The following is a 19,388-nucleotide window of genomic DNA, read 5'->3' as shown; positions in this document are numbered from 1 at the left end:
CCGGTGCCAGCGTCCTCAGAGCAGGGCCGGCACGTCTCTCGGGTGCCGGGCCACCGGGCCGGGGTACGGGCCGGCGGACAGGTCCGCGCCGCGTGGCGCCGGTGAAGACGCCGAGCGGCCGGTGTCGGCGTACGCGGCGGGCACCACGGTCATGGTGTCGACCAGGGTGCCGTCAAGGTCGAACACGACCGCCCCACCCGTCACGTACGCTCCCCGGCCGGATCGGGCGGCATCGGGTCCGGGAGGTCGGCGGCGCGTGCGGTGATGTGGCGCAGCAGCGCGGTGTAGTCCAGCGCGCCCAGCCCAGCCGCGGCGGCGTCGGCCAGCCAGGCGTGCACCGCGCGGGCGAGCCGCGCGTCCGTGCTCACGTCGCCGGCCGCCGCGACGACCAGGGCGGCGTCCTTGGCGGCCAGGGACAGGGCGAAGCGCGGCGGGAACGAGCCTGACTCGATCGCGGGCCGCCGCCGGGCGGCCTGGGCGGCGAGCGGGGTGTGGCCGAGGGCGCGCCAGGTGGCCTCGCGGGGCAGCCCGAGCCCGTCGGCGACCGCCAGCGTCTCGCCGAGCAGGGCGACCGTGCCCAGCAGCGCGAAGTTGGCGACCAGTTTGGCAGCGGCGCCGGTGCCCCCGGCGCCGAGGTGGACCAGCTCTCCCAGGGCCGACAGCGGCTCCCGTAACCGCTCGACGGTCTCGGCGGGACCGCCGGCGAGCAGCGTGAGCGTGCCGGACTCGGCTTCGGCCAGGCTGCCCAGCACGGGCACGTCCAGCAGCTCGACCCCGGGTGGCAGCGCGGCCCGCAGCCGGGCGAGCGCGGGCGGGCCCGTGGTGGACAGGTCCACCACGACCGCGCCTTCCCGCACGCCCGCCGCGACGCCGGTGGGTCCCTCGGTCACCGCCTGGAGCGCGGCGGGGTCGGACGGCATCAGGAAGACCGCTTCGGCCCGCCGCGCCGCGTCGGCGGGCGTGGCGGCCACGCGTGCCCCGGCGGCGGCGAGGGCGCCGGTGCGCTCCGGGGTGCGGTTCCACACGGTGAGGTCGTGGCCGGCGTCGAGGAGCCGGCGCGCCATGCGGGCGCCCATGGCACCCGTTCCGACCCAGGCCAGGGCGTTCATCTGGGCCTCACAGGGTGCGCCAGGACGTGGTCGACGGAGTCACTCCCCACACGGAGCACTGTAGCCCGCCGTCCACCGCATGGTCACGGTCGTGGGCGGGCAGCCGTCGCTACCTGAAGCGGCGGCCGTTCCGGCCCGTACGGCGGCCGGCCGCCGGGGCGGTGATGGTCACGGGGATCCCCGAGGGCGCCTGGGCGCCGGTGATGCGCCGGAGCTCGCTCTCGCCCGAGCGGACCTGGCTGGTCTGCGGGACGATGCCGGCGGCGGCCATCAGGCGGGACATGTCACGGCGCTGGTTCGGCAGGACGAGGGTGACGACGCTGCCGGACTCCCCGGCGCGGGCGGTGCGTCCGCCGCGGTGCAGGTAGTCCTTGTGGTCGCTCGGAGGGTCGACGTTGACGACGAGGTCGAGGTTGTCGACGTGGATGCCGCGGGCCGCGACGTTGGTCGCCACCAGCACCGTGACGTGCCCGGTCTTGAACTGGGCGAGGGTGCGGGTGCGCTGGGGCTGGGACTTGCCCCCGTGCAGCGCGGCGGCGCGGACGCCGCTGTTCAGCAGGTCCTGGGTGAGCCGGTCCACGGCGTGCTTGGTGTCCAGGAACATGATCACCTTGCCGTCGCGCGCGGCGATCTCCACGGTGGTGGCGTGCTTGTCGGCGTCGTGGACGTGCAGCACGTGGTGCTCCATCGTGGTGACCGCGCCCGCCGAGGGGTCGACCGAGTGGACCACCGGGTCGGCCAGGTAGCGGCGTACCAGCAGGTCGACGTTGCGGTCCAGCGTGGCGGAGAACAGCATCCGCTGGCCCCCGGGGCGCACCTGGTCGAGCAGGTGGGTGATCTGCGGCATGAACCCCATGTCGGCCATCTGGTCAGCCTCGTCCAGCACGGTGATCTCGACCTGATCCAGGCGGCAGTCGCCGCGCTCGATGAGGTCCCTGAGCCGTCCGGGGGTCGCGACGACGACCTCGGCGCCGTCGCGCAGCGCCTTGGCCTGCCGGCTGATCGACATGCCGCCGACGACGGTCGCCAGCCGCAGCTTCAATGACTGGGCGTACGGGGTGAGCGCGTCGGTGACCTGCTGGGCCAGTTCGCGGGTGGGCACGAGGATCATGGCCAGCGGCCGGCGCGATTCGGCACGCTGCCCGGCGGTGCGGACGAGCAGCGCCAGGCCGAAGGCGAGCGTCTTGCCCGATCCGGTGCGTCCCCGGCCGAGGACGTCCCGGCCGGCCAGGGAGTTCGGCAGCGTGGCCGACTGGATCGGGAACGGCTCGTTCATGCCCAGGCCGGTGAGCGTCTTCATCAGCGCGGGCGGCATGTTCAGCTCGGCGAACGTCGCGGCCGCGGGCAGGGCGGGGGTGACGGTGACCGGCAGGGCGAACTCGCCCTGAAGCGCGGCGGGACGCCGTCCGTGGCCACCGGACCGCCGGGGGTTGCCGGAACGGCCCGGAGCCGACGAGCCGGATCGGCTGCCTCTGCCGGAGCCGGCGGAGCCGCCCGTGCGGGTGGAGGAGAAGCGGTCGTGCTTGCGAGTTGCGTGGTTCACGCAGAACCTTCCTCGATGCGGCACGTGTCAAGTGATTCTCAGGCGCGACGGGCGGCACAAGAATGGCGAGCACGAGCCGAAGAAAGACGAGCCGGGCCGGCGGGAAGCCGCCTGGCCTGGTGCGTCGAAATGGTCGGCATGCGCCGTAGAACGGCGGCTGCGATGCCGGTCGGGGCTGGAGCCGGCTTATGACCGGGCAGGACCGGATGCCCCGGAGCAACGTAGCTGGGGCCCGCGCCGTACAGCGCGGGCCCCAGCTACGTGGTGTGTCGGTGTCAGGCGGAAACGATGTTCTCGGCCTGCGGGCCCTTCTGGCCCTGCGTGATGTCGAAGGCGACCTTCTGGCCCTCGTGCAGCTCGCGGTAACCGCCCTGGGAGACGATGTTGGAGTAGTGCGCGAAGACGTCGGCGCCGCCGCCGTCCTGCTCGATGAAGCCGAAGCCCTTTTCCGCGTTGAACCACTTCACGGTGCCGGAAGCCATGTTGATCTCCTTTTGATGGGGTGCAAAGCCGAAATCCGCAACGGACGGATTTCGCGTCGCCGCGATAGGACCACACACCCGGAGATGACCGGCAAACAAAAATGCACCTGAGGCTACATACCGTCAGGTGCACACAAGTTTTCATGGGTACCACAACTGCAACTGACCCCAAGTTACCACACATGTGGCCGTGCTGCACAACATCCTGGTTCGTAACCCACAGTGACACTACTGTCACGGTCCGGCGAAAGGAGGGCACCATATCGACAGTAGTTGCCAGTCGTGACGCTGGGGACCATCGGGGCATGGCGAGCACATTCCAGCGGGGCAAGGTCCAGCTCGTGTTCAGCGCGATGGACACCGACGGCGACGGCGCACTGCGCGAGAGCGACTTCGACGACCTGGCACGCCGCTGGGCGGCCATCCGCAGGGCGGGCGACGCGGAGCGCCTCACCGCGGTCATGCGCGGCTGGTGGGGGACGCTCGCCGCGCGCTCCCGTGACCCCGAATCGGTCACGCTCGACGACGTGCTCACCGTCGTGGACGTGCTGGGCGAGATGCCGGGCGCCGTGGACGCCACCGCCGAGGCCATGTTCGACGCCATCGACGAGGACGGCGACGGCCGGATCTCACCGGCCGAGTACCGGCGCATGATCGAGGCGTGGAACGGCGGCCCCACCGACACCACGGCCGCGTTCGCCCGCCTCGACGCCGACGGTGACGGCGCCGTCTCCCGGACGGAGTTCATCCTCCACTGGGGCGAGTTCTGGGCGGGCGACGACCCTGCGGCGCCGGGCACCCACGTCTTCGGCACGCCTCCCGTCGCCTGAGCGCCGGCTTGACAAGTACATACATGTACATGCAACATCTTCTTGCACGGACAAAACATGTACGTACATGCAAGGAGATGTCATGAAGCGCGAACGCATCAGCACCACCCCCGACTGGTACGAGCCCTACGCCATCTCACAAGCCATCAAAGTCGGCGACCTCGTCTACGCCTCCGGCCAAGCCGGCTTCGACGACAACGGCGTCACCGTCAGCCACGACTTCGAAACCCAGGCCCGACAGGCCTTCACCAACCTCGACCACGTCCTCAAAGAAGCCGGATCCAGCCTCGCCGACGCCGTCAAGGTCACCATCCTCGTCACCGACCTCGAACCCAACCTCGACACCATCATCAAACTGCGCAAAGAGTTCTTCACCGAGCCCTACCCCGCCGACACCCTGATCCAGATCTCCCGCCTCGCCCAGGCCGACTGGCAGATCGAGGTCGACGCGACCGCCGTGGCGACCGCACGCTGACGCCGCCGATCCGCAACAGACCTCCGACCCATCAAGGGAGTACCTCCATGACGAACCACCACGCGCTGCTGCCCGTCCGGGTCGGCGGTCTCGACCTGCCCAACCGGCTCGCCGTCGCGCCGATGACCCGGGTGTCCGCCGACCCCGACGGCACGCCGACCCTGGAGATGGCCGAATACTACGAGCGGTACGCGGCGGGCGGCTTCGGGCTGGTGATCACGGAAGGCACCTATACCGACACCGTCCACAGCCAGGGTTACCTCAACCAGCCGGGCATCGTCTCCGCCCGGCACGTTGCGGCCTGGCAGGACATCACCGGCAGAGTGCGGGCCGCCGGGAGCCGTGTCGTGCTCCAGCTCATGCACGCCGGCGCGCTGTCGCAGGGCAACCCGTACCGCGCCGGCACGGCCGGGCCGTCCGCCGTGCGGCCGCGTGGGGAGATGCTGCCCGAGTACGGCGGGTCCGGACGCTGGCCCACGCCCCGGGAGATGACCGGGGCCGACATCGAGGCGGCGATCGGCGGCTTCGTGGCCTCGGCCGTCCGGGCCCGGGATGCCGGCTTCGACGGGGTCGAACTTCACGGAGCCAACGGCTACCTGCTGGACCAGTTCCTCACCGATTACACCAACCGGCGCGCCGACTCCTACGGCGGCCCGGTCGCGAACCGGGTCCGGCTGACGGCCGAGGCGGTGGCCGCGGTCCGGGCCGAGCTCGGCGCCGGCTTCTGCGTCGGCGTACGGCTGTCGCAGGGCAAGGTCAACGACTTCGGCCACCGCTGGGACGGCGGCGCGGCCGACGCGCGGATCATCTTCGCCGCGCTGGCGGAGGCGGGCGCCACGTACCTGCACATCGCCAGCGAGGGACGCGACTGGATCGAGACGGCCCGGCTGGACGGCGGCGTCACGATCACGAGCCTGGCTCGCCAGGTGAGCGGCCTTCCGGTCATCGCCAACGGCGGCATGCACGATCTCGCGCAGGCGGCCCAGGTCCTGTCCGACGGCCATGCCGACCTGCTGTCCGTCGGCCGGGGCGCGCTGGCCAACCCCGATCTTCCCCATCGCCTGTCGCGGGGCCTGCCGCTGGAGGCGTACGACCGTCGCATGCTGGAGCCCGTGGCGACGCTGAGCAACGCGCGACAGCGGCTCCAGGGCCCGCGCGTTCGCGCCTAGGGCAGCAGGCCGCGCGTGTAGGCGGTGGCGACGGCGGCGGCCCGGTCGGAGACGCCCAGTTTGGTGTAGATGTGCGCCAGGTGGGTCTTGACCGTGGTCTCGCTGATGAACAGCGCGGCGGCCGCCTCCTTGTTCGTCGCGCCGCGCGCCACCAGCCGCAGCACGGTGTGCTCGCGCTCGCTCAGCTCGGCCGCCCGGGGCGCGGGCTCGCGCACGCGCCGCAGGACGCGGGCCGCCACGGCGGGCGTCAGGACCGTCTCCCCCACGGCGGCCGCGCGGACGGCGCGGAAGACCTCCTCGCGGGGCGAGTCCTTCAGCAGGAAGCCGATCGCGCCGGCCGCCACGGCCGGCAGTACGTCGTCGTCCCCGTCGTACGTGGTCAGCACCAGCACCCGGGCCGACGGCACCCGCGCGGTCAGCAGCCCGATGAACTCCGCCCCGCCCAGGCCCGGCATCCGCAGGTCGGTCAGCACGACGTCGGGCTGTTCCCTTACGGCCACCGCCAGCCCTTCCTCGCCGTCACCGGCCTCGCCGACGATCTCCAGGTCGGCCTGCTCGACGAACATGCCGCGCAGGCCGTCGCGTACCACGGGATGGTCGTCGACGATCACCAGCCGCACCGTCACGGCGCCTCCCGTTCGCCGGCCGCCGGGATGGCCGGCACGCTCACGCTCACCGCGGTGCCCCGGCCGGGCGCCGACTCCACCTCGACCTCGCCCGCCAGCCGGCTCACCCGCTGGCGCATCGCGGTCAGCCCGAAGCCGCCGGTCTGCGACGGGGTGAATCCGACCCCGTCGTCCCTGATGTCAGCCACGACCACATCCTCCATGTACGACAGGGTGACCACGGTCTTGCCCGCCCTGGCGTGGCGGGCCACGTTCGCCAGAGCCTCCTGCACCGCCCGGAACAGCGTCACCTCGACCTCGGGGTGCAGCAGCCGGGCGGTTCCGGTGACGGTGAGCGTCGCGGGCGCCTCGTGCGTCTCGCCCCAGCCGGACACCAGCGCCGACAGCGCCTCCGGCAGCCGGGAGGCCGCCAGCGGGCCGGGCCTCAGGTCGTCGAGGGAGCGGCGGACCTCCCTCGCGCTCTCCCTGGCCAGGGCCCGGGCGATGGCCAGGCGGCGGCGCACCGCGTCGGGGTCGGAGGCGACCTCGTCGGCGGCTTCGAGCTGGGTGACGATGCCCGCGAGTCCCTGGGCGACGGTGTCGTGGATCTCGCGGGCCAGCCTGCCGCGCTCGCCGGCGACGCCGGTCTGGCGGGCGGCGGCCAGCAGCTCGCCCTGGAGTGCGGCGTTCTCCTCGGCGAGCCGCGCCAGGCGCGCGTTGGCCTCCTCCAGCGCCCGGTTCGCCGAGCGCCGCCGTCCCACCTCGGCCTCCATCGCGCGGATGATCCAGCCGATGAACGCCGCCAGCGCCACCGACGCCAGCACCCCCGGCACCCTGGGCCAGACGTCCACCGGCCAGGACAGCGCGAACGGGTCGCCCAGCACCAGCAGCCCGCCCGCGGCCACGCCGAGGTAGGCGTAGCGGCCGGGCAGGGCCACGAACGCCATCGGGAAACAGGCGACGACCAGCAGCGCGTACGCCGGATGCCGCGTCGACAGCACCCACGAGAGCGCCAGCAGTCCCGCGAAGTACACCGCCATCGGCGCCAGCGCCCGCTCCGGCCATTGCGGATGGGCCATCACCATCCAGCCGTGCCACAGCCCGGCGGCCACGGCCAGCGCCACGGTGACGGCGCGGGCGGAGGGCGGGGCCGCGGAGTCGGCCACGGCGATCAGCGTCGCCACGGCCAGCACGGCCAGCGGCACGGCGTGCCAGCGCCGGTCCCAGTCGCGTACCCGCACCACCCAGACCTCGCTCTCACCTGCGGGGGTAGGCCAGGCGGCGCAGCAGCACCTCGGCGGGCCCGCGCGCCCCGGCCCGGCGCATCACCTCGGCCGCCACCACGGTGCCCGCCCAGACGAGCAGCGCCAGCGCCACCGTGGCGGCCGATCCCAGCCATCCGCCGAGCCCACCCGCATAGGGGGACAGAAGCGCCACGAACCCCACCGACTGTAGTAGATAGCACGTCAGCGAGCGCTGACCGCAGGCCGCGAGCGCGGTCACGACGAGCCCTCGCCGCCGCCCGACGCGGTCGGCCAGTACGCCGATCAGCGCCGCGTACCCCAGCCCGCCCGCGATCCCCGTCACCACGTGCACCGCGTTCAGCGCCATGACCACCACCGGATCGTGCACGGTCAGGACCCCCGCGGCGATCAGCCCCACCGGCAGCCCGCCGGCCGCGCCGGCCAACGGACCCCACAGCGCCGCCCGCCGCAGCCGGTCCGGCGAGGACAGCAGCGCGCGGCGCCCCGCCCACACGCCGACCAGGGCCGCGGTGCCCACCCCCAGCATGCCGAGGGGGCCCGTCACCCACTCGACCGGCCGCAGCGCCAGCGCCGTCAGCGGGTCCTCGACGGCGAACGACCAGAAGTACGACCGCTCCGCCGCGCCGTCCGGCGTGCTGAAGACCAGAGCCGACGCCAGCGCCACCGGAACCAGCCAGCAGGCGGCCAGGACGAGCAGGGTCCGGTCACGCACCCGTAGCAACCGGACCAGGACCAGGCCGACCAGCCCGTACACACCGAGCACGTCCCCGGAGAACAGCAGCGTCGCGTGGACCGCGCCGAACGCCAGCAGCCACCAGCTGCGCCGCCTGAGCACGCGCCGCCCTTCGGCGTCGTCGCGGCGCCGGTTCCAGATCTGCACCATGCCGTAGCCGAACAGGGCCGCGAACATCGGGTAGGCCCGCGCGTCCACGACCGTCATGCTCACCGCCGAGGCCAGCCGGTCGAGCCAGCCGTGCTCGACGATGTGCTGCCTGATGCCGTACGGGCGCCCGTACAGGTAGATGGCCGAGTTGGCCACCGCGATCAGCGCCAGCATGATTCCCCTGGCCAGATCGGGGGCGAGTTGCCGCGCCCCCTGCCCCACCGGGCTCAACCGTTCGACCGCGACCACGTCGCCTCCCCTTCGTCACCGGATCTCGCACCCGAGTGTGGGTCCGGGGGCGGGGCCGGCGAATCGTGCGGCGGGGCGCGATCCGGCGGCGAACGGGCGATGCCCGGCATCCTCCGTTCGGAGGATGCCTGCGGGGGCAGCTCGCCCCGGGAGGCGGCGCGCTGCCCGCACACGCAGCGCGGGGCCGTCAGCGCTTGAGGTAGGCCAGGACGGCCAGGACGCGGCGGTTGTCGTCCGTCGAGGGGGCGATCCGCAGCTTGCCGAAGATGCTCGCGGTGTGTTTGGCGACCGCGCTCTCGCTGAAGTGCAGGGCCGCCGCGATGGCGACGTTGGACCTGCCCTCGGCCATCATCTCGAGCACGTCCAGCTCACGCGGCGTCAAGCTGCCGATCATCCCGCGGGCCTGGCTGCGGGACAGCAGCTTGGCGATGACCTGCGGGTCCATCACCGTGCCGCCCGCCGCGACCCGGCGGACGGCGTCGACGAACTGCTCGGTGTTGGTGACCCGGTCCTTGAGCAGGTAGCCGACGCCGCCGTCACCGGCCGCCAGCAGCTCGTTGGCGTACAGCTGGTCGACGTACTGGGAGAGCACCAGGATCGGCAGTCCAGGACGGCGGCTGCGGGCCTCGATCGCGGCCCGCAGCCCCTCGTCGGTGTAGGTGGGCGGCAGCCGGACGTCGACGACGGCGACGTCCGGCTCGTCCTGGAGCAGCGCGCGCAGCAGCGACGGCCCGTTGTCGACCGAGGCCACCACCTCGCAGCCGTGTTCGCGCAGGGTCCTGGTCAGCCCGTCCCTCAGCAGGAAGAGGTCTTCGGCGAGGACAACACGCACGGAATCTCCATGGTCGCAGTGGTCGGCCCGCCTGGCGGGCTGTGCAGGGTGAGAACGCCGTCGAACGTCTCCAGCCGCCGCTGGAGGCCGCGCAGCCCGGTTCCCTTCGCCGGGTCGGCGCCGCCGCGGCCGTCGTCGGTGACGCTGACGCGCAGCGTCCGCCCGTCGTGGTCGAGGACGATGCCGACCTCCCGCGCGCCGGCGTGCTTGGCCGCGTTGGCGAGGGTCTCGCCGACCGCGAAGTAGGCGGCCGACTCGACCGGCGCGGGCGGGCGGCCCGCCAGCCGTACGTCGACGTGGACGTCGAGGAAGCTGTCGAGCGCGAGCGACCTCACGGCGTCGCCGAGACCCCGGTCGGCGAGAACCGGCGGGTTGATGCCGTGCACGAGGGTGCGCAGGTCCTCCAGCGCCCGCGCGGTCGTCTCGCCCACCTCGGCCAGCAGCCTGCGGGCGGCCGCCGGGTCGCTGTCCAGGACCCGGGTGGCGCTGTCCAGGGTCATGCCGAGCGCGACCAGCCTGGCCTGGGCTCCGTCGTGCAGATCGCGTTCGATGCGCCTCAGCTCGGCCGCCTGCACGTCGAGCGCCTGCGCCCGGGTGTCGGTCAGGTGGGCGATCCGCCTGGTCAGCTCCGTACGGCGCGGCACGGACAGCAGGAGCCGGGTCCAGCGGCCGTGCAGGCTCAGGATCCGCGGCGCCATCACGACCCCGGCGAGCAGGAAGCCCACGCCCAGCGCGAGGGCCGCCAGCATGGTCGGCGTGCTGTGGACCGGGACGAACGCGTACCAGTTGCCGTCGCCGAGGTGCCGCCACACGAAGGGCTGCACCAGCGTGCCGAACGCGCCGTACCAGAGGAACATGAGCGGGATCGCGACGAGGACTCCCCCGGCCCACGGCTCCAGCCAGGCCCAGGCCAGATCCCGCCAGAAGCCCTCGTCGGCGAGGATCGCGCCCGCTCTCCTGCGCCTGCTCCACGAGGGGTCACCGGCGAGCGGCCCGGGCGGGCTGATCCGTACCCCCGTCCACCGGGCGGCGCGGGCGCGCGAACGGTCCGACAGGCGCCGCAGCGCCGTCGCGGCAGGGACGAGCAGCCGGAAACCGGCGCCCACGGGGAGGAGCAGGAGGGCCAGGACGACGAGCGACCCGACCGCGGACACCGCCACCGCGAGCAGTCCCGCCAGCTGGCAGCGCCCCACAGCGGCCAGCGCCCCCTTCACTCTCATCGGTCGTGGATTCTAACGGGCGCGTTCCACACCCACAGCAGCGCCGCCAGCGCGCACGACGTGCCGAACAGCGCCATCGGCGCGACCGCTCCGCTCTCCTCGTCCATGAACAGCAGCAGGCCGAGGTTGATCAGCGTGTGGAAGCCGCCGGTCAGCAGCAGCCGGTGCGAGCGCACCCGCTCCAGCGCCAGCCCCATCACGATCGACATCGACACCGTCGCCAGCAGGAACGCCGCCGCGTGCGCCGGCGGCCTGCCGAAAACCGGCACATGCCACACCCCCCACAGCACCCCCACCGCGATCGACGCCGTCAGCGGGCCGAACCGGCGGCGCAGCAGCGGTTGCAGCAGGCAGCGCCAGCCGATCTCCTCGCCGCACGCGCCCACCAGCTGCGCGACCACGATCAGCGCGAACGGGCTGCCCAGCGTCCCCGGCCCGGTGAACCCGGCGTCGCCGGTGAGCAGGCCGTACCCGCCGACGCAGAGCGCGACGATCAGCGGAGCCGTGGCGAGCAGCAGCAGCCCGTGACGGCCCACCCCGCCGGCCTCCTGGCTCACCGCGCCGGACAGGGCCCGCCGGGTGAGGCTCGGCCACCACAGGGCGACGGCCGCGACCGCGAGGGCCGGCCCGAACTGGGTCAGCTGGATCACCTCGGCGGGGATCGGCGTGAAAGCCTGCGCCGCGCCCAGCAGGCCGGACGCCACGAAGGCGACGGCGACGAACACCCCCACGGGCACCCCCACGGGCGCCAGGACGCGAGAGGTCGTCGGTGTCTGTGTCTTCAGCATGGGACCGACGATTCCGTCCGGCCGCGCTGCGATCACTGCACCTGACAGCCTGACGGGGGTGGATCCAGGTGCACCCCCGCCGGGATCGTCGTCAGAGTGCGCTGCTGGGAACTCCCGCCCCGGACCCCACGGTGACCCTCATGACGGGCAGCCACCGGCCGGGGGCGACCTCTCGTTCCCCGACGCGCTCGGCCCCCATCCGCAGGTAGAACGTTTCGGCGTGCGGGTCGGACTCAAGGGTGAGGGTCTGGAAGCCGGCGCCGCGCGCGGAGTCGACGGCGTGCTCCCAGAGTGTGCGGCCCAGCCCGGTGCCGATGGCCTCCGGCTCGATGAAGAGATCCGCGAGCTCGCCGTGCGGGGGCTCGCCGGCGAGGTGGTAGTAGCCTGCCGGCGCACCGTCCCGTTCCGCGACGACGACCCGGTCGGCACGAATGGTGGCGGAGCTTATCGACAGCACCTCCGCCCAGCCGTCGAGCATCGCCTGCGGGTAACCCCAGTACGCCTTGGAACGCCGGGTGAGCGCGGTGAGCGCGTCCGCCTCGTCCGGTTCGGCGGCTCGTACAACGATGTCGTTCACCGTCGTAGTATCGCTCGCACGAACACGCGGAAGGCGTACGGCCGGGAGATCTGCCCGTGACAGGGAAGGTGGCGAGATCGTGGGCGACGGACAGCGGACGGACGGCCACTGGCGGCGACGGTCAGGCCGGGCGCGGCTTCGCCGGGCCGGGTGAGGGCGCATGTTCCCGGTGAAGCTCTCCGCCCCCCGGCTGGGAATGCGCGAGTTCGAGCCCGGCGACGTCGACCCGCTGCTCGCCATCTACGGCGACCCGCTGGTGGCCGAGCACATGTCGTTCGAGCCTCGCGACCGCGACCAGGTCGCCGGCATCGTCGACCGCGCGATGAAGGCCGCCCGCCGGCCGGAGCGCACCGAGTACTCCCTCGCCGGCGTCCTTCCGGGCGGGGAGCTGGTCGCCCATCTGCGGCTGGCCGTCGACATCGGCCACCCGCTCCAGTCCAGCGGCCAGATCGGGTTCGCGTTCCGCGCGGACCAGTGGGGGCGCGGGCTCGGCGGCCACGGCATCCAGCTCCTGCTGCGGCTGGGCTTCGAGCATCTGGGCCTGCACCGGATCTGGGGCGCCCGCTCCCCCGTCAACGAGCGGTCGGCCCGGGTCATGGCCCAGGAGGGGATGGTCGAGGAAGGCACCATCCGCGGGCACCTGAAGCTGGCCGGCGGCTGGCGCGACTCGGTGGTCCACTCGATCCTGCGACCGGAGTGGGACGGGCACGACGAGGAGTGACGCGGGACGGCCGGGCTCAGACAGGCCGACGAAGGTCAGTGGGGGTCGCTCAGGTGCGTGTACCACGGGCCCCACATGCGCAAGGTGTCGCCCGGCCTCCTGTCAGGACTCCACATGTATGCGCGGTGGGCGCCGCTGAGGGAGAAGACGACCACGTCGCCGTCCCAGTAGATCGCGTCGAAGGTCAGGCCGCCGATGGTCCGGCGCCCCAGCACCTCGTCCTTGCCCAGCGCGCGGGCGACGGCCTCCATCTGCGGAGCCGCGTCAGCGAACCGATCGTCCTGGCCGGGCTTGAGCCAGAAGAGCCCCACGAGGAGAAGCACGCCGGCCAGGAGTATCGCCGCCCAGCGTAAGCCCGGGCTGTTGGTGATCGTTCGTCCCATGCGAGCATCTTCACACACGTATGTGCAGGACTTATGAAGATCACGATGTCACGCGGTTCCACGCCCTGAGCTGGGCTGTTCACTCCCGCTGAAGGTGATCTTCCGGCATTCCTCGTTGTTCCGGGGCCTGACCGTACTTGATCCTCGAAGCAAGCGATGGACGTCCCCTTTTCCGGCGACGGCCTCGCCGGGCCACCACGGGACCCGGATCAGCGTTCTCAAGAAAGAAACTCGCCATGAGCAACGACGGAACCACGTACCAGGGATTCACGGCCGAGGAACGGGCCGCGATGAAAGAGCACGCCCAGGACCAGAAGAAGGCGGCGCGCCGTGCCTCCCGCGCCGACAAGGCCGCGCAGGACCGGGACGACGTACTCGCGAAGATCGCCGAAATGCAGGAGCCGGATCGCGTCATGGCCGAACGCGTCCATGCCGTCATCACGGCCGGCGCCCCCGAGCTCGCGCCGAAGCTCTGGTACGGGATGCCCGCGTACGCGCTGGACGGCAAGATCGTCTGCCATTTCCAGAGCGCGGCCAAGTTCAGGACGCGCTACGCCACGCTCGGGTTCAGCGACCGGGCGAACCTGGACGACGGCACGATGTGGCCGGTCGGATTCGCCCTGACCGCGGTGACGGCCCAGGTCGAGGCCCAGATCGCCGCGCTCGTGAAGCACGCGGTGAGCTGACCCGCGCCAGGCGCCCCCCGCACCTGAGATCGTCCACGACATAGGCGGAGTACGGCCGTCTCGTACCCGCAGAACCACCAGGATTTCCCCCGCTAGAACCGACAAACGAGGTAGTGACAGGACATGAATCAGCACGTCGGCGCGAACCTGCTTGGCGCCGAAGACCAGGCCAAGCCCACAGGACGCGGAATGAGGTTCACGCTCAACGGCGGACTTTGGTCCCTCCAGGTGCTGTTCGGCTTCTTCTTCGCCGGAAGCGGTTTCGGCAAAGTGCTGCTGTACGACGGAGCTTTGTACGAGGCAGCGCCTCGCGCCGTCGCGTGGTACGCGGCGGTGCCGCAGCCTCTGATCGTCTTCATCGGGGTCTGCGAGGTACTGGGCGGCGTCGGCCTGATCCTGCCGACGATGACGAGAGTCAGGCCGAAGCTGACGCCGCTCGCCGCGATCGGCCTCACGCTCACGATGTTCCTCGCGGCCGTCTTCCACGTCGTGCGCGGCGAATACGCGCTGGTGCCCGCGAATCTCTTGCTGGGAGCGGCCACGGCGTTGATCGCGGTTGGACGAGGGAAGCATCGGCCTGTCGCCCCTTCCGCCCTCACCACCCCAGATCTGCTCAAGTCGGTCGCGGTCCTCAGCATACTCACCCTGCTGGCCTTCGCTCCGACGTGGTACACGATGACCAACGCACAGTTCTGACCCCCCGTACCGCACAGGTCCTCCAGGTTCGCGGGCCAGAGCCGATCGGTGACGGATCAGCCGGAAGTGGCACCACGGGTGCGACCGCGGTCGCAACGGAAGATCGTCACGAGTGTGGACGAGGACGGCGACCCCTGCCGCCAGGATGGAGATCATTCCCACGATCCCCACGGAAAGACTCATGCCACTCATGACCGGTATACGCACCGCGGTCGCCGCGCTCGTCACCGCGGCCCTGTTGTCACCCGCCCCGGCGAGCGCGCAGCCGAGGCACGAGGAGCCGGCCGGCCTGCAACAGGCCCTCGACGCGACCGTGGCCGGCGGCGCGCCCGGGGTCCTGGTCCGCATCGATGACGAGCGCGGAACCTGGATCGGCACGAGCGGGACCGCCGACCTGGACACCCGCGAGCCGGTGCCGCGCGAGGGGCGGTTCCGCGTCGCCAGCGTGACCAAGAGCATGCTGGCGGTGGTCGTCCTGCAACTGGCGCAAGAAGGCAGGCTGGATCTGGACGAGCCGATCGGCAGACGCCTGCCCGGCCGGATCGACGACGGCGACCAGATCACCGTGCGGCAGTTGCTGAACCACACCGGCGGCCTGGCCACCTACGACCAGGCCGCCGAGTTCGACGACCCCGAGCAGTACAGCAAGCGCACCTATACCCCGCAGCAGCTCATCGACGAGGCCGAACGGCTGCCCCGGCCCGAACGGGGCCGCTTCGCCTACTCCAACACCGGCTACATCCTGCTCGGGCTGCTCGTCGAGAAGGTCACGGGCCACGAGCTGAGCGCCGAACTCGACCGCAGGATCTTCCGCCCGGCCCGGATGACGCGCTCCTACCTGCCCACACGCTGGGACGGCATCCGCGGCCCGCACGCCACCGGCTACCACCTGCCGACCGGCGCCGACCCCAGCCGTCCTGGATCACTGCGGCCCATCACCCGGCTGAACCCGTCCTTCGCCTGGGCGGCGTACGGAGTGGTGTCGGACGCCCGCGACCTGAACCGCTTCTACCAGGCGCTGTTCGGCGGCCGGCTGCTCAGCCAGGGGATGCTGACCCAGATGCGCACCGGCGTCACCACGCCCCAGGCTCCGGTCTTCCCCCGGTACGGGCTCGGGCTGGAGTCGATCGGTCTCAGCTGTGGCGAGATGTGGGGCGCGACCGGCTCCATCCCCGGCTACGAGACGCTCAGTTTCGCCGACGCCACGGGCGAACGCCGGATGACGCTGTCGGTCAACGTGCAGCGCAACGATCCAGGGGCGGTGCGCATGCTGCTGGGCGCCATCGACGCGCTCAACCGCTACTTCTGCGGCGAGCCGTACCGGCTGCCGGCCGGCGCCGCAACCGCGCAGCTCCGACGGCCCTGACCTGCGGTTCGGCACCAGAAGTGAACTGTTACGCCGAGCGAGGACTCCGGTCACCTGGTGCCGGTCCGGCTCATCCGGGGAACGCTAGCCGGGATTCAGCACCTCGTCGTCCGCGTGCGCGCCGAACTCGGCGACCCGCACCTCCGCGATGTGCTCGTACCGGCTGATCCGGTCGGTCCACTCCGCGTCGACGCCGAACGCCACCTGCGCGAAGCCCACCCGCCTGACGGCGTCGGCCAGGCCCGGATCGCCAGGGGCCAGCAGCCGTACCGGCGCGTCAAGCGCCACGGTGTGCGGCGGCACGAAGTACTCGTCCGGCAGAACGGTGCGCGCATGGACGAGCGCGCCGACGGCGACCACCGAGCCGGCCCCCAACCGTGCGCACTGCAGGACCGTCGCCGCGGTCGCCACGTAGGCGCACCTGCCGACCTCGCAGCCCAGCAGCGTGACGTGCGGCCCCACGAAGACGTGGTCGCCGACCAGCACCGGCTGATCACCGGCGACCGCGGACCCGCGCAGCACCGCGTTCTCGCAGATCACCGCCGCCTCGCCGACCTCGATCCGAGCCCCCTCGGCATCGAGCACCGCACCGTACATCACCCGCGCCCTCGGCCCCACGCGGACATCACCGACGAGCGTGGCCGTCGGAGCGACGTACGCGGTGGGATCGACCTGCGGCTCATGCCCGCGGTGCCGGATGCGGATTCCCCGTGCTTCAGCGATCACGAGCGGATCCTCGCCGAACCGCCCGCGCGCATGCTGGCGGATTTCAGACATCGCGTTCGCCGAGGTTAGCTGACGCGGCACCGGTCACCCGCCTACTTGACGACCCTGCCTGTGGTCTTCTCCCCGTCCACGGATATGGCCAGGCAGTACATGGTCCTGTTGAGGGGCCAATCGGCCGCCGTCGGGCCGATCCCCAGCAACGCGACCGCATCGCGTTCGCTGTCCACGGCCGTCGGCGACGGCAGCACGGAGGCGGACGCGGATGCCGGGGCAGCGGCGGAGGGTGGAGCCGAGGCTGAGGTGCAGGCGGTGAGCGGGACGAACAGGCAGGCCGCCACCACGGATGGCCGGATCATGAGCCCTAAGCCGTTGCCTACGGCAGAACAGGCGAAGCCCACATGCTCCGGACCGGGCGGGCGTACCGCTCGCCGGCCACGTCCTGCTCATCCACTCACACCGCCTGGCGCGGCGAAGACGAGTTGTCAGCGGAAGTCGGAGATGCGCAGCACCGCCAGCATGTCCGCCGCCCGGGAGCCGCCGGTCGAGAAGGAGGCTTCCGCGCCGACCCAGCCGCGGAAGGCTCCCGTGTCGTCGATGATCTGCATGAGCGGTTTGACGTGGGAGTTGCCGGTGTAGCAGAACTCACCGCGCTCCATCGCCAGACAGGTGCACCAGTGCCACAGCGTGTCGCGGCGGTCGGACTTGGAGATCGTCGTGAGGTAGTACTGGATGGAGCTGATGTTGGAGCGGGTCCCGCCGCCGTACTTGGGGCAGCCGCCCGACTTCTGGCACGCGCCACGCGAGGACGGCTGCAGGTAGGTCAGGCACGAGGTGGTCGAGGCGCAGGCGCGGAAGGCGGAGTGGCCGAACGGCTGATTGCCTGAGGCGACAAGCTTGCCGCCCGCCCAGCTCGTCAGGTCCTGCCTGAGCGAGCGGGGGAACGCCTTGACCGAACTCATCGCGCGCCGGGTGCTGAACGCGGCATTGCTGCCGTAGCCGTATCCGTGCGTTGCCAGCGTGCTCCGCTTGAGGTCCAGACGGGCCAGCTTGCCGTCAGGTGAGGACCGTACGTACCACTGCTCCGTCCAGGTCTGGGCGATCTTCCACCGGATGGTGAGCACGCCGCCCGCCACGGTGTACGTCCCGGTACGGCTCTCCCCGGGGGCGCCGGTGAACCCTCCGGCGGTGAGCACCTCGCAGCCGCGGGGCCGTGATGCGACACCGCCCTTCTTGGTGGTGCAGCTCGGATCGGGAACGGTGCCGGTGCGCTGCCTGGCCTTGGGATGCCGCTGCCACCACAGGTACATGGCGGCCTTCACCGTGCCGTTCGCGGCGAAGCGATAGTTGCCCAGGCGTACCCAGTTCTGCTGGGAGGCGGCCTTCAGATGTCCCTGTGAGACGACGAAGGTGGTCTTGCCGCCCGGCAGGCGCGAGGCGGACACCGCAGCGGTGGCCGGCTGGGCGGGCAGGATGGTGATGGCGAGCACGAAGGAGAGGATTGCCGCTGCGGTACGCATGAGAAGTCTCCGGGAGGCTTGCGAGCGGGGCGATCGTCAAGGGGTCACCGTATTCGGTCCGCACCGGATATGTCTTCGAAACCACGGCCATGCCCCGCGGGCAGCGGCGCCGGCACATCCGGGCCGTTTCGCGAAGGCGAAGGTGCGGGGCCCCTGCGATGACGTCACGGGCGAATGCAATGGCGATAGCGACTACCTACGCCGGGTGGCGCTTGACACGGCGAGCCGGCCTGCCCGGTTCCTTCAATGCTTGTTCTCTGGCCCATGCCCGCATTCGGTCGGACTTGTTCAGCGGTTCGTTGTCCGCCATCTTCCGGTACCTCGCGGTGGCATCAGGACCGGCGTCGACAGGCCAGATGGTGATCAGGTACGCCTCTGGGCAGATCTGTGTATAGGCCTTGTTGTTGACGCTTCTGCCGTTCGTGTGGACCCTCATGCGATAGCGGCCTGGTCCTTGCGGAGTGAGGTTGGGAAACTGTGAAGGAGGCTCACCCATCAACCCGCACAGCACCGTCTCACCGGTCAACGTGATGAGGTCGACCTCCGTGCCGTCCTCCCACGCGTCGGGCTGGGGCATGGGAGAAGGTCCGGTCGCGAGCTCGATCGTCACGTCGAGAAACCCCGTGTGCACCCCTGTCCAGATCACTGCGATTCCTGGCCGGCTGGAGGCCAGCTGGTCGACTGCATGGTCTGGATGTCCTCTTTCGGAGTCGCGGTCACCCACCATGAGCGTGTGGTAAGAGACGAACACCCTCTCCGCTCGTTCTGTGCGCACGATCTCAGCCATGGACGTGATCGTAAGGCGGACATGTTCTCCATCCATTTGCACGCAAGCCATCCCATGCTCTTGCTGTGGCGCTTCGGATCTTTCGCGGATTTCGGAGGCGTGTCCGATTCAGACGCATGACTGGCTCGCCCGATAACCTCGATCAGCATGGACAGAGTTGCGCGATACGGGAAGTTCGTGGCTCAGGCCGGGCGAAGCCAGGAGCTGAGTGAGCTCTTGCTGAGCGCCGCAGGCGAGTTGGAGAACGAGCCCGGATGCGAGCTTTACCTGGTCAACCGGCAGGCTGACGCTCCCGACACGATCTGGGTGACCGAGCTCTGGCGCAGCAAGGCCGACCTCGAGGCCGCTCTCAGGCAGGTGGCGGGCAGCCAGGAGGCTTCCGCCGCACTGCAACTCGTTCACTCGGCCGAAACGATTGAGCTGGATCTGCTGGGAGGCGCGGGTCTGGCCTCGATGGGTGCCGCACCTTCCTGACGATG

The 19,388-nt window shown here is 71.3% G+C and carries 24 protein-coding genes; 8 read left to right on the top strand and 16 right to left on the bottom strand.

Features of this window, described 5'->3' with window-relative positions; all coding sequences use genetic code 11:
* Positions 1-15: 15 nt before the first annotated feature.
* The 4 genes from ACWDXC_RS06950 to ACWDXC_RS06935 all read right to left on the bottom strand — a co-directional run bounded on the left by ACWDXC_RS06950 (position 16) and on the right by ACWDXC_RS06935 (position 3,134).
* Positions 16-204, bottom strand: coding sequence for a hypothetical protein (locus ACWDXC_RS06950; RefSeq protein ID WP_449978900.1), 189 nt, complete (start codon positions 202-204; stop codon positions 16-18).
* The gene (locus ACWDXC_RS06945) at positions 201-1,109 is read right to left on the bottom strand and encodes an NAD(P)-dependent oxidoreductase (RefSeq protein ID WP_449978898.1); all 909 of its coding nucleotides are present in this window, start codon (positions 1,107-1,109) and stop codon (positions 201-203) included. The genes ACWDXC_RS06950 and ACWDXC_RS06945 overlap by 4 nt, the downstream gene beginning before the upstream one ends.
* A gap of 109 nt (positions 1,110-1,218) precedes the next feature.
* Positions 1,219-2,652 (bottom strand): DEAD/DEAH box helicase, encoded by a 1,434-nt coding sequence (locus ACWDXC_RS06940; protein ID WP_449978896.1) that lies wholly within the window; start codon positions 2,650-2,652, stop codon positions 1,219-1,221.
* A 275-nt stretch (positions 2,653-2,927) separates the two neighbouring features.
* Positions 2,928-3,134 carry a cold-shock protein gene (locus tag ACWDXC_RS06935; RefSeq protein ID WP_449978894.1) on the bottom strand — a complete coding sequence of 69 codons (207 nt, stop codon included), beginning with the start codon at positions 3,132-3,134 and terminating at the stop codon, positions 2,928-2,930.
* A 305-nt stretch (positions 3,135-3,439) separates the two neighbouring features.
* Between ACWDXC_RS06935 and ACWDXC_RS06930 the strand changes: the two genes are divergently transcribed.
* The 3 genes from ACWDXC_RS06930 to ACWDXC_RS06920 all read left to right on the top strand — a co-directional run bounded on the left by ACWDXC_RS06930 (position 3,440) and on the right by ACWDXC_RS06920 (position 5,608).
* Positions 3,440-3,964, top strand: a complete 525-nt coding sequence (locus ACWDXC_RS06930; RefSeq protein ID WP_449978891.1) for an EF-hand domain-containing protein — start codon at positions 3,440-3,442, stop codon at positions 3,962-3,964.
* Between the two features lie 82 nt (positions 3,965-4,046).
* Positions 4,047-4,439, top strand: coding sequence for a RidA family protein (locus ACWDXC_RS06925; RefSeq protein ID WP_449978889.1), 393 nt, complete (start codon positions 4,047-4,049; stop codon positions 4,437-4,439).
* Between the two features lie 47 nt (positions 4,440-4,486).
* Complete coding sequence (locus ACWDXC_RS06920; RefSeq protein WP_449978887.1) at positions 4,487-5,608, top strand: oxidoreductase; 1,122 nt, start codon at positions 4,487-4,489, stop codon at positions 5,606-5,608.
* On the opposite strand, the gene ACWDXC_RS06915 is transcribed toward ACWDXC_RS06920, so the two are convergent.
* The 7 genes from ACWDXC_RS06915 to ACWDXC_RS06885 all read right to left on the bottom strand — a co-directional run bounded on the left by ACWDXC_RS06915 (position 5,605) and on the right by ACWDXC_RS06885 (position 12,027).
* Entirely contained in the window at positions 5,605-6,234 is a 630-nt protein-coding gene (locus ACWDXC_RS06915) for a response regulator (protein ID WP_219502864.1), read from the bottom strand. The genes ACWDXC_RS06920 and ACWDXC_RS06915 overlap by 4 nt on opposite strands.
* Complete coding sequence (locus ACWDXC_RS06910; RefSeq protein ID WP_449978884.1) at positions 6,231-7,457, bottom strand: sensor histidine kinase; 1,227 nt, start codon at positions 7,455-7,457, stop codon at positions 6,231-6,233. Before ACWDXC_RS06910 ends, ACWDXC_RS06915 begins: the two co-directional genes overlap by 4 nt.
* 13 nt (positions 7,458-7,470) lie before the next feature.
* A complete protein-coding gene (locus ACWDXC_RS06905; protein WP_449978881.1) occupies positions 7,471-8,610 on the bottom strand; it encodes a DUF418 domain-containing protein in 1,140 nt (379 codons plus the stop codon).
* Between the two features lie 187 nt (positions 8,611-8,797).
* Positions 8,798-9,442, bottom strand: coding sequence for a response regulator transcription factor (locus tag ACWDXC_RS06900; RefSeq protein WP_449978879.1), 645 nt, complete (start codon positions 9,440-9,442; stop codon positions 8,798-8,800).
* Positions 9,406-10,662: a sensor histidine kinase gene (locus tag ACWDXC_RS06895; RefSeq protein ID WP_449978877.1), complete on the bottom strand. Its 1,257-nt coding sequence runs from the start codon at positions 10,660-10,662 to the stop codon at positions 9,406-9,408. The genes ACWDXC_RS06900 and ACWDXC_RS06895 overlap by 37 nt, the downstream gene beginning before the upstream one ends.
* Positions 10,659-11,450: a CPBP family intramembrane glutamic endopeptidase gene (locus ACWDXC_RS06890; protein WP_449978874.1), complete on the bottom strand. Its 792-nt coding sequence runs from the start codon at positions 11,448-11,450 to the stop codon at positions 10,659-10,661. Before ACWDXC_RS06890 ends, ACWDXC_RS06895 begins: the two co-directional genes overlap by 4 nt.
* A 91-nt stretch (positions 11,451-11,541) precedes the next feature.
* Positions 11,542-12,027: a GNAT family N-acetyltransferase gene (locus ACWDXC_RS06885; protein WP_449978871.1), complete on the bottom strand. Its 486-nt coding sequence runs from the start codon at positions 12,025-12,027 to the stop codon at positions 11,542-11,544.
* Positions 12,028-12,187: 160 nt separating this feature from the next.
* Between ACWDXC_RS06885 and ACWDXC_RS06880 the strand changes: the two genes are divergently transcribed.
* Complete coding sequence (locus tag ACWDXC_RS06880; protein ID WP_449978869.1) at positions 12,188-12,748, top strand: GNAT family N-acetyltransferase; 561 nt, start codon at positions 12,188-12,190, stop codon at positions 12,746-12,748.
* 35 nt (positions 12,749-12,783) lie between these two features.
* On the opposite strand, the gene ACWDXC_RS06875 is transcribed toward ACWDXC_RS06880, so the two are convergent.
* Positions 12,784-13,131 (bottom strand): hypothetical protein, encoded by a 348-nt coding sequence (locus tag ACWDXC_RS06875; protein WP_449978866.1) that lies wholly within the window; start codon positions 13,129-13,131, stop codon positions 12,784-12,786.
* A 236-nt stretch (positions 13,132-13,367) separates the two neighbouring features.
* On the opposite strand from ACWDXC_RS06875, the gene ACWDXC_RS06870 reads away from it, so the two are divergent.
* From ACWDXC_RS06870 to ACWDXC_RS06860, 3 genes are all read left to right on the top strand, one after another.
* Positions 13,368-13,817, top strand: coding sequence for an iron chaperone (locus ACWDXC_RS06870; RefSeq protein ID WP_449978864.1), 450 nt, complete (start codon positions 13,368-13,370; stop codon positions 13,815-13,817).
* A 123-nt stretch (positions 13,818-13,940) separates the two neighbouring features.
* Complete coding sequence (locus ACWDXC_RS06865) at positions 13,941-14,513, top strand: DoxX family protein (RefSeq protein ID WP_449978861.1); 573 nt, start codon at positions 13,941-13,943, stop codon at positions 14,511-14,513.
* 190 nt (positions 14,514-14,703) lie between these two features.
* Positions 14,704-15,879, top strand: coding sequence for a serine hydrolase domain-containing protein (locus ACWDXC_RS06860; RefSeq protein ID WP_449978858.1), 1,176 nt, complete (start codon positions 14,704-14,706; stop codon positions 15,877-15,879).
* An 84-nt stretch (positions 15,880-15,963) separates the two neighbouring features.
* Here the strand turns inward: ACWDXC_RS06860 and ACWDXC_RS06855 are convergent, their stop codons facing one another.
* The 4 genes from ACWDXC_RS06855 to ACWDXC_RS06840 all read right to left on the bottom strand — a co-directional run bounded on the left by ACWDXC_RS06855 (position 15,964) and on the right by ACWDXC_RS06840 (position 18,909).
* Positions 15,964-16,605 carry a gamma carbonic anhydrase family protein gene (locus ACWDXC_RS06855; protein ID WP_449978855.1) on the bottom strand — a complete coding sequence of 214 codons (642 nt, stop codon included), beginning with the start codon at positions 16,603-16,605 and terminating at the stop codon, positions 15,964-15,966.
* Between the two features lie 92 nt (positions 16,606-16,697).
* The gene (locus ACWDXC_RS06850) at positions 16,698-16,961 is read right to left on the bottom strand and encodes a hypothetical protein (protein WP_449978852.1); all 264 of its coding nucleotides are present in this window, start codon (positions 16,959-16,961) and stop codon (positions 16,698-16,700) included.
* 126 nt (positions 16,962-17,087) lie between these two features.
* Positions 17,088-18,122, bottom strand: coding sequence for a hypothetical protein (locus tag ACWDXC_RS06845; protein WP_449978849.1), 1,035 nt, complete (start codon positions 18,120-18,122; stop codon positions 17,088-17,090).
* A 196-nt stretch (positions 18,123-18,318) separates the two neighbouring features.
* A complete protein-coding gene (locus tag ACWDXC_RS06840) occupies positions 18,319-18,909 on the bottom strand; it encodes a hypothetical protein (protein WP_449978847.1) in 591 nt (196 codons plus the stop codon).
* A gap of 147 nt (positions 18,910-19,056) precedes the next feature.
* Between ACWDXC_RS06840 and ACWDXC_RS06835 the strand changes: the two genes are divergently transcribed.
* Positions 19,057-19,383, top strand: a complete 327-nt coding sequence (locus ACWDXC_RS06835; protein WP_449978845.1) for a putative quinol monooxygenase — start codon at positions 19,057-19,059, stop codon at positions 19,381-19,383.
* Positions 19,384-19,388: the final 5 nt, after the last annotated feature.

This window comes from Nonomuraea sp. NPDC003214 (assembly GCF_053590035.1).
This window is presented reverse-complemented; position numbering and strand designations above follow the sequence as displayed.

What these genes read in the sequence shown, in the direction of transcription:
- ACWDXC_RS06865 (WP_449978861.1), top strand. Translation starts at nt 13,941, where the DNA reads ATGAATCAGCACGTCGGCGCGAACCTGCTTGGCGCCGAAGACCAGGCC.
- ACWDXC_RS06850 (WP_449978852.1), bottom strand. Translation starts at nt 16,961, where the DNA reads ATGATCCGGCCATCCGTGGTGGCGGCCTGCCTGTTCGTCCCGCTCACC.
- ACWDXC_RS06925 (WP_449978889.1), top strand. Translation starts at nt 4,047, where the DNA reads ATGAAGCGCGAACGCATCAGCACCACCCCCGACTGGTACGAGCCCTAC.
- ACWDXC_RS06875 (WP_449978866.1), bottom strand. Translation starts at nt 13,131, where the DNA reads ATGGGACGAACGATCACCAACAGCCCGGGCTTACGCTGGGCGGCGATA.
- ACWDXC_RS06930 (WP_449978891.1), top strand. Translation starts at nt 3,440, where the DNA reads ATGGCGAGCACATTCCAGCGGGGCAAGGTCCAGCTCGTGTTCAGCGCG.
- ACWDXC_RS06890 (WP_449978874.1), bottom strand. Translation starts at nt 11,450, where the DNA reads ATGCTGAAGACACAGACACCGACGACCTCTCGCGTCCTGGCGCCCGTG.
- ACWDXC_RS06920 (WP_449978887.1), top strand. Translation starts at nt 4,487, where the DNA reads ATGACGAACCACCACGCGCTGCTGCCCGTCCGGGTCGGCGGTCTCGAC.
- ACWDXC_RS06945 (WP_449978898.1), bottom strand. Translation starts at nt 1,109, where the DNA reads ATGAACGCCCTGGCCTGGGTCGGAACGGGTGCCATGGGCGCCCGCATG.
- ACWDXC_RS06845 (WP_449978849.1), bottom strand. Translation starts at nt 18,122, where the DNA reads ATGCGTACCGCAGCGGCAATCCTCTCCTTCGTGCTCGCCATCACCATC.
- ACWDXC_RS06835 (WP_449978845.1), top strand. Translation starts at nt 19,057, where the DNA reads ATGGACAGAGTTGCGCGATACGGGAAGTTCGTGGCTCAGGCCGGGCGA.
- ACWDXC_RS06895 (WP_449978877.1), bottom strand. Translation starts at nt 10,662, where the DNA reads ATGAGAGTGAAGGGGGCGCTGGCCGCTGTGGGGCGCTGCCAGCTGGCG.
- ACWDXC_RS06840 (WP_449978847.1), bottom strand. Translation starts at nt 18,909, where the DNA reads ATGGCTGAGATCGTGCGCACAGAACGAGCGGAGAGGGTGTTCGTCTCT.
- ACWDXC_RS06935 (WP_449978894.1), bottom strand. Translation starts at nt 3,134, where the DNA reads ATGGCTTCCGGCACCGTGAAGTGGTTCAACGCGGAAAAGGGCTTCGGC.
- ACWDXC_RS06870 (WP_449978864.1), top strand. Translation starts at nt 13,368, where the DNA reads ATGAGCAACGACGGAACCACGTACCAGGGATTCACGGCCGAGGAACGG.
- ACWDXC_RS06860 (WP_449978858.1), top strand. Translation starts at nt 14,704, where the DNA reads ATGACCGGTATACGCACCGCGGTCGCCGCGCTCGTCACCGCGGCCCTG.
- ACWDXC_RS06880 (WP_449978869.1), top strand. Translation starts at nt 12,188, where the DNA reads ATGTTCCCGGTGAAGCTCTCCGCCCCCCGGCTGGGAATGCGCGAGTTC.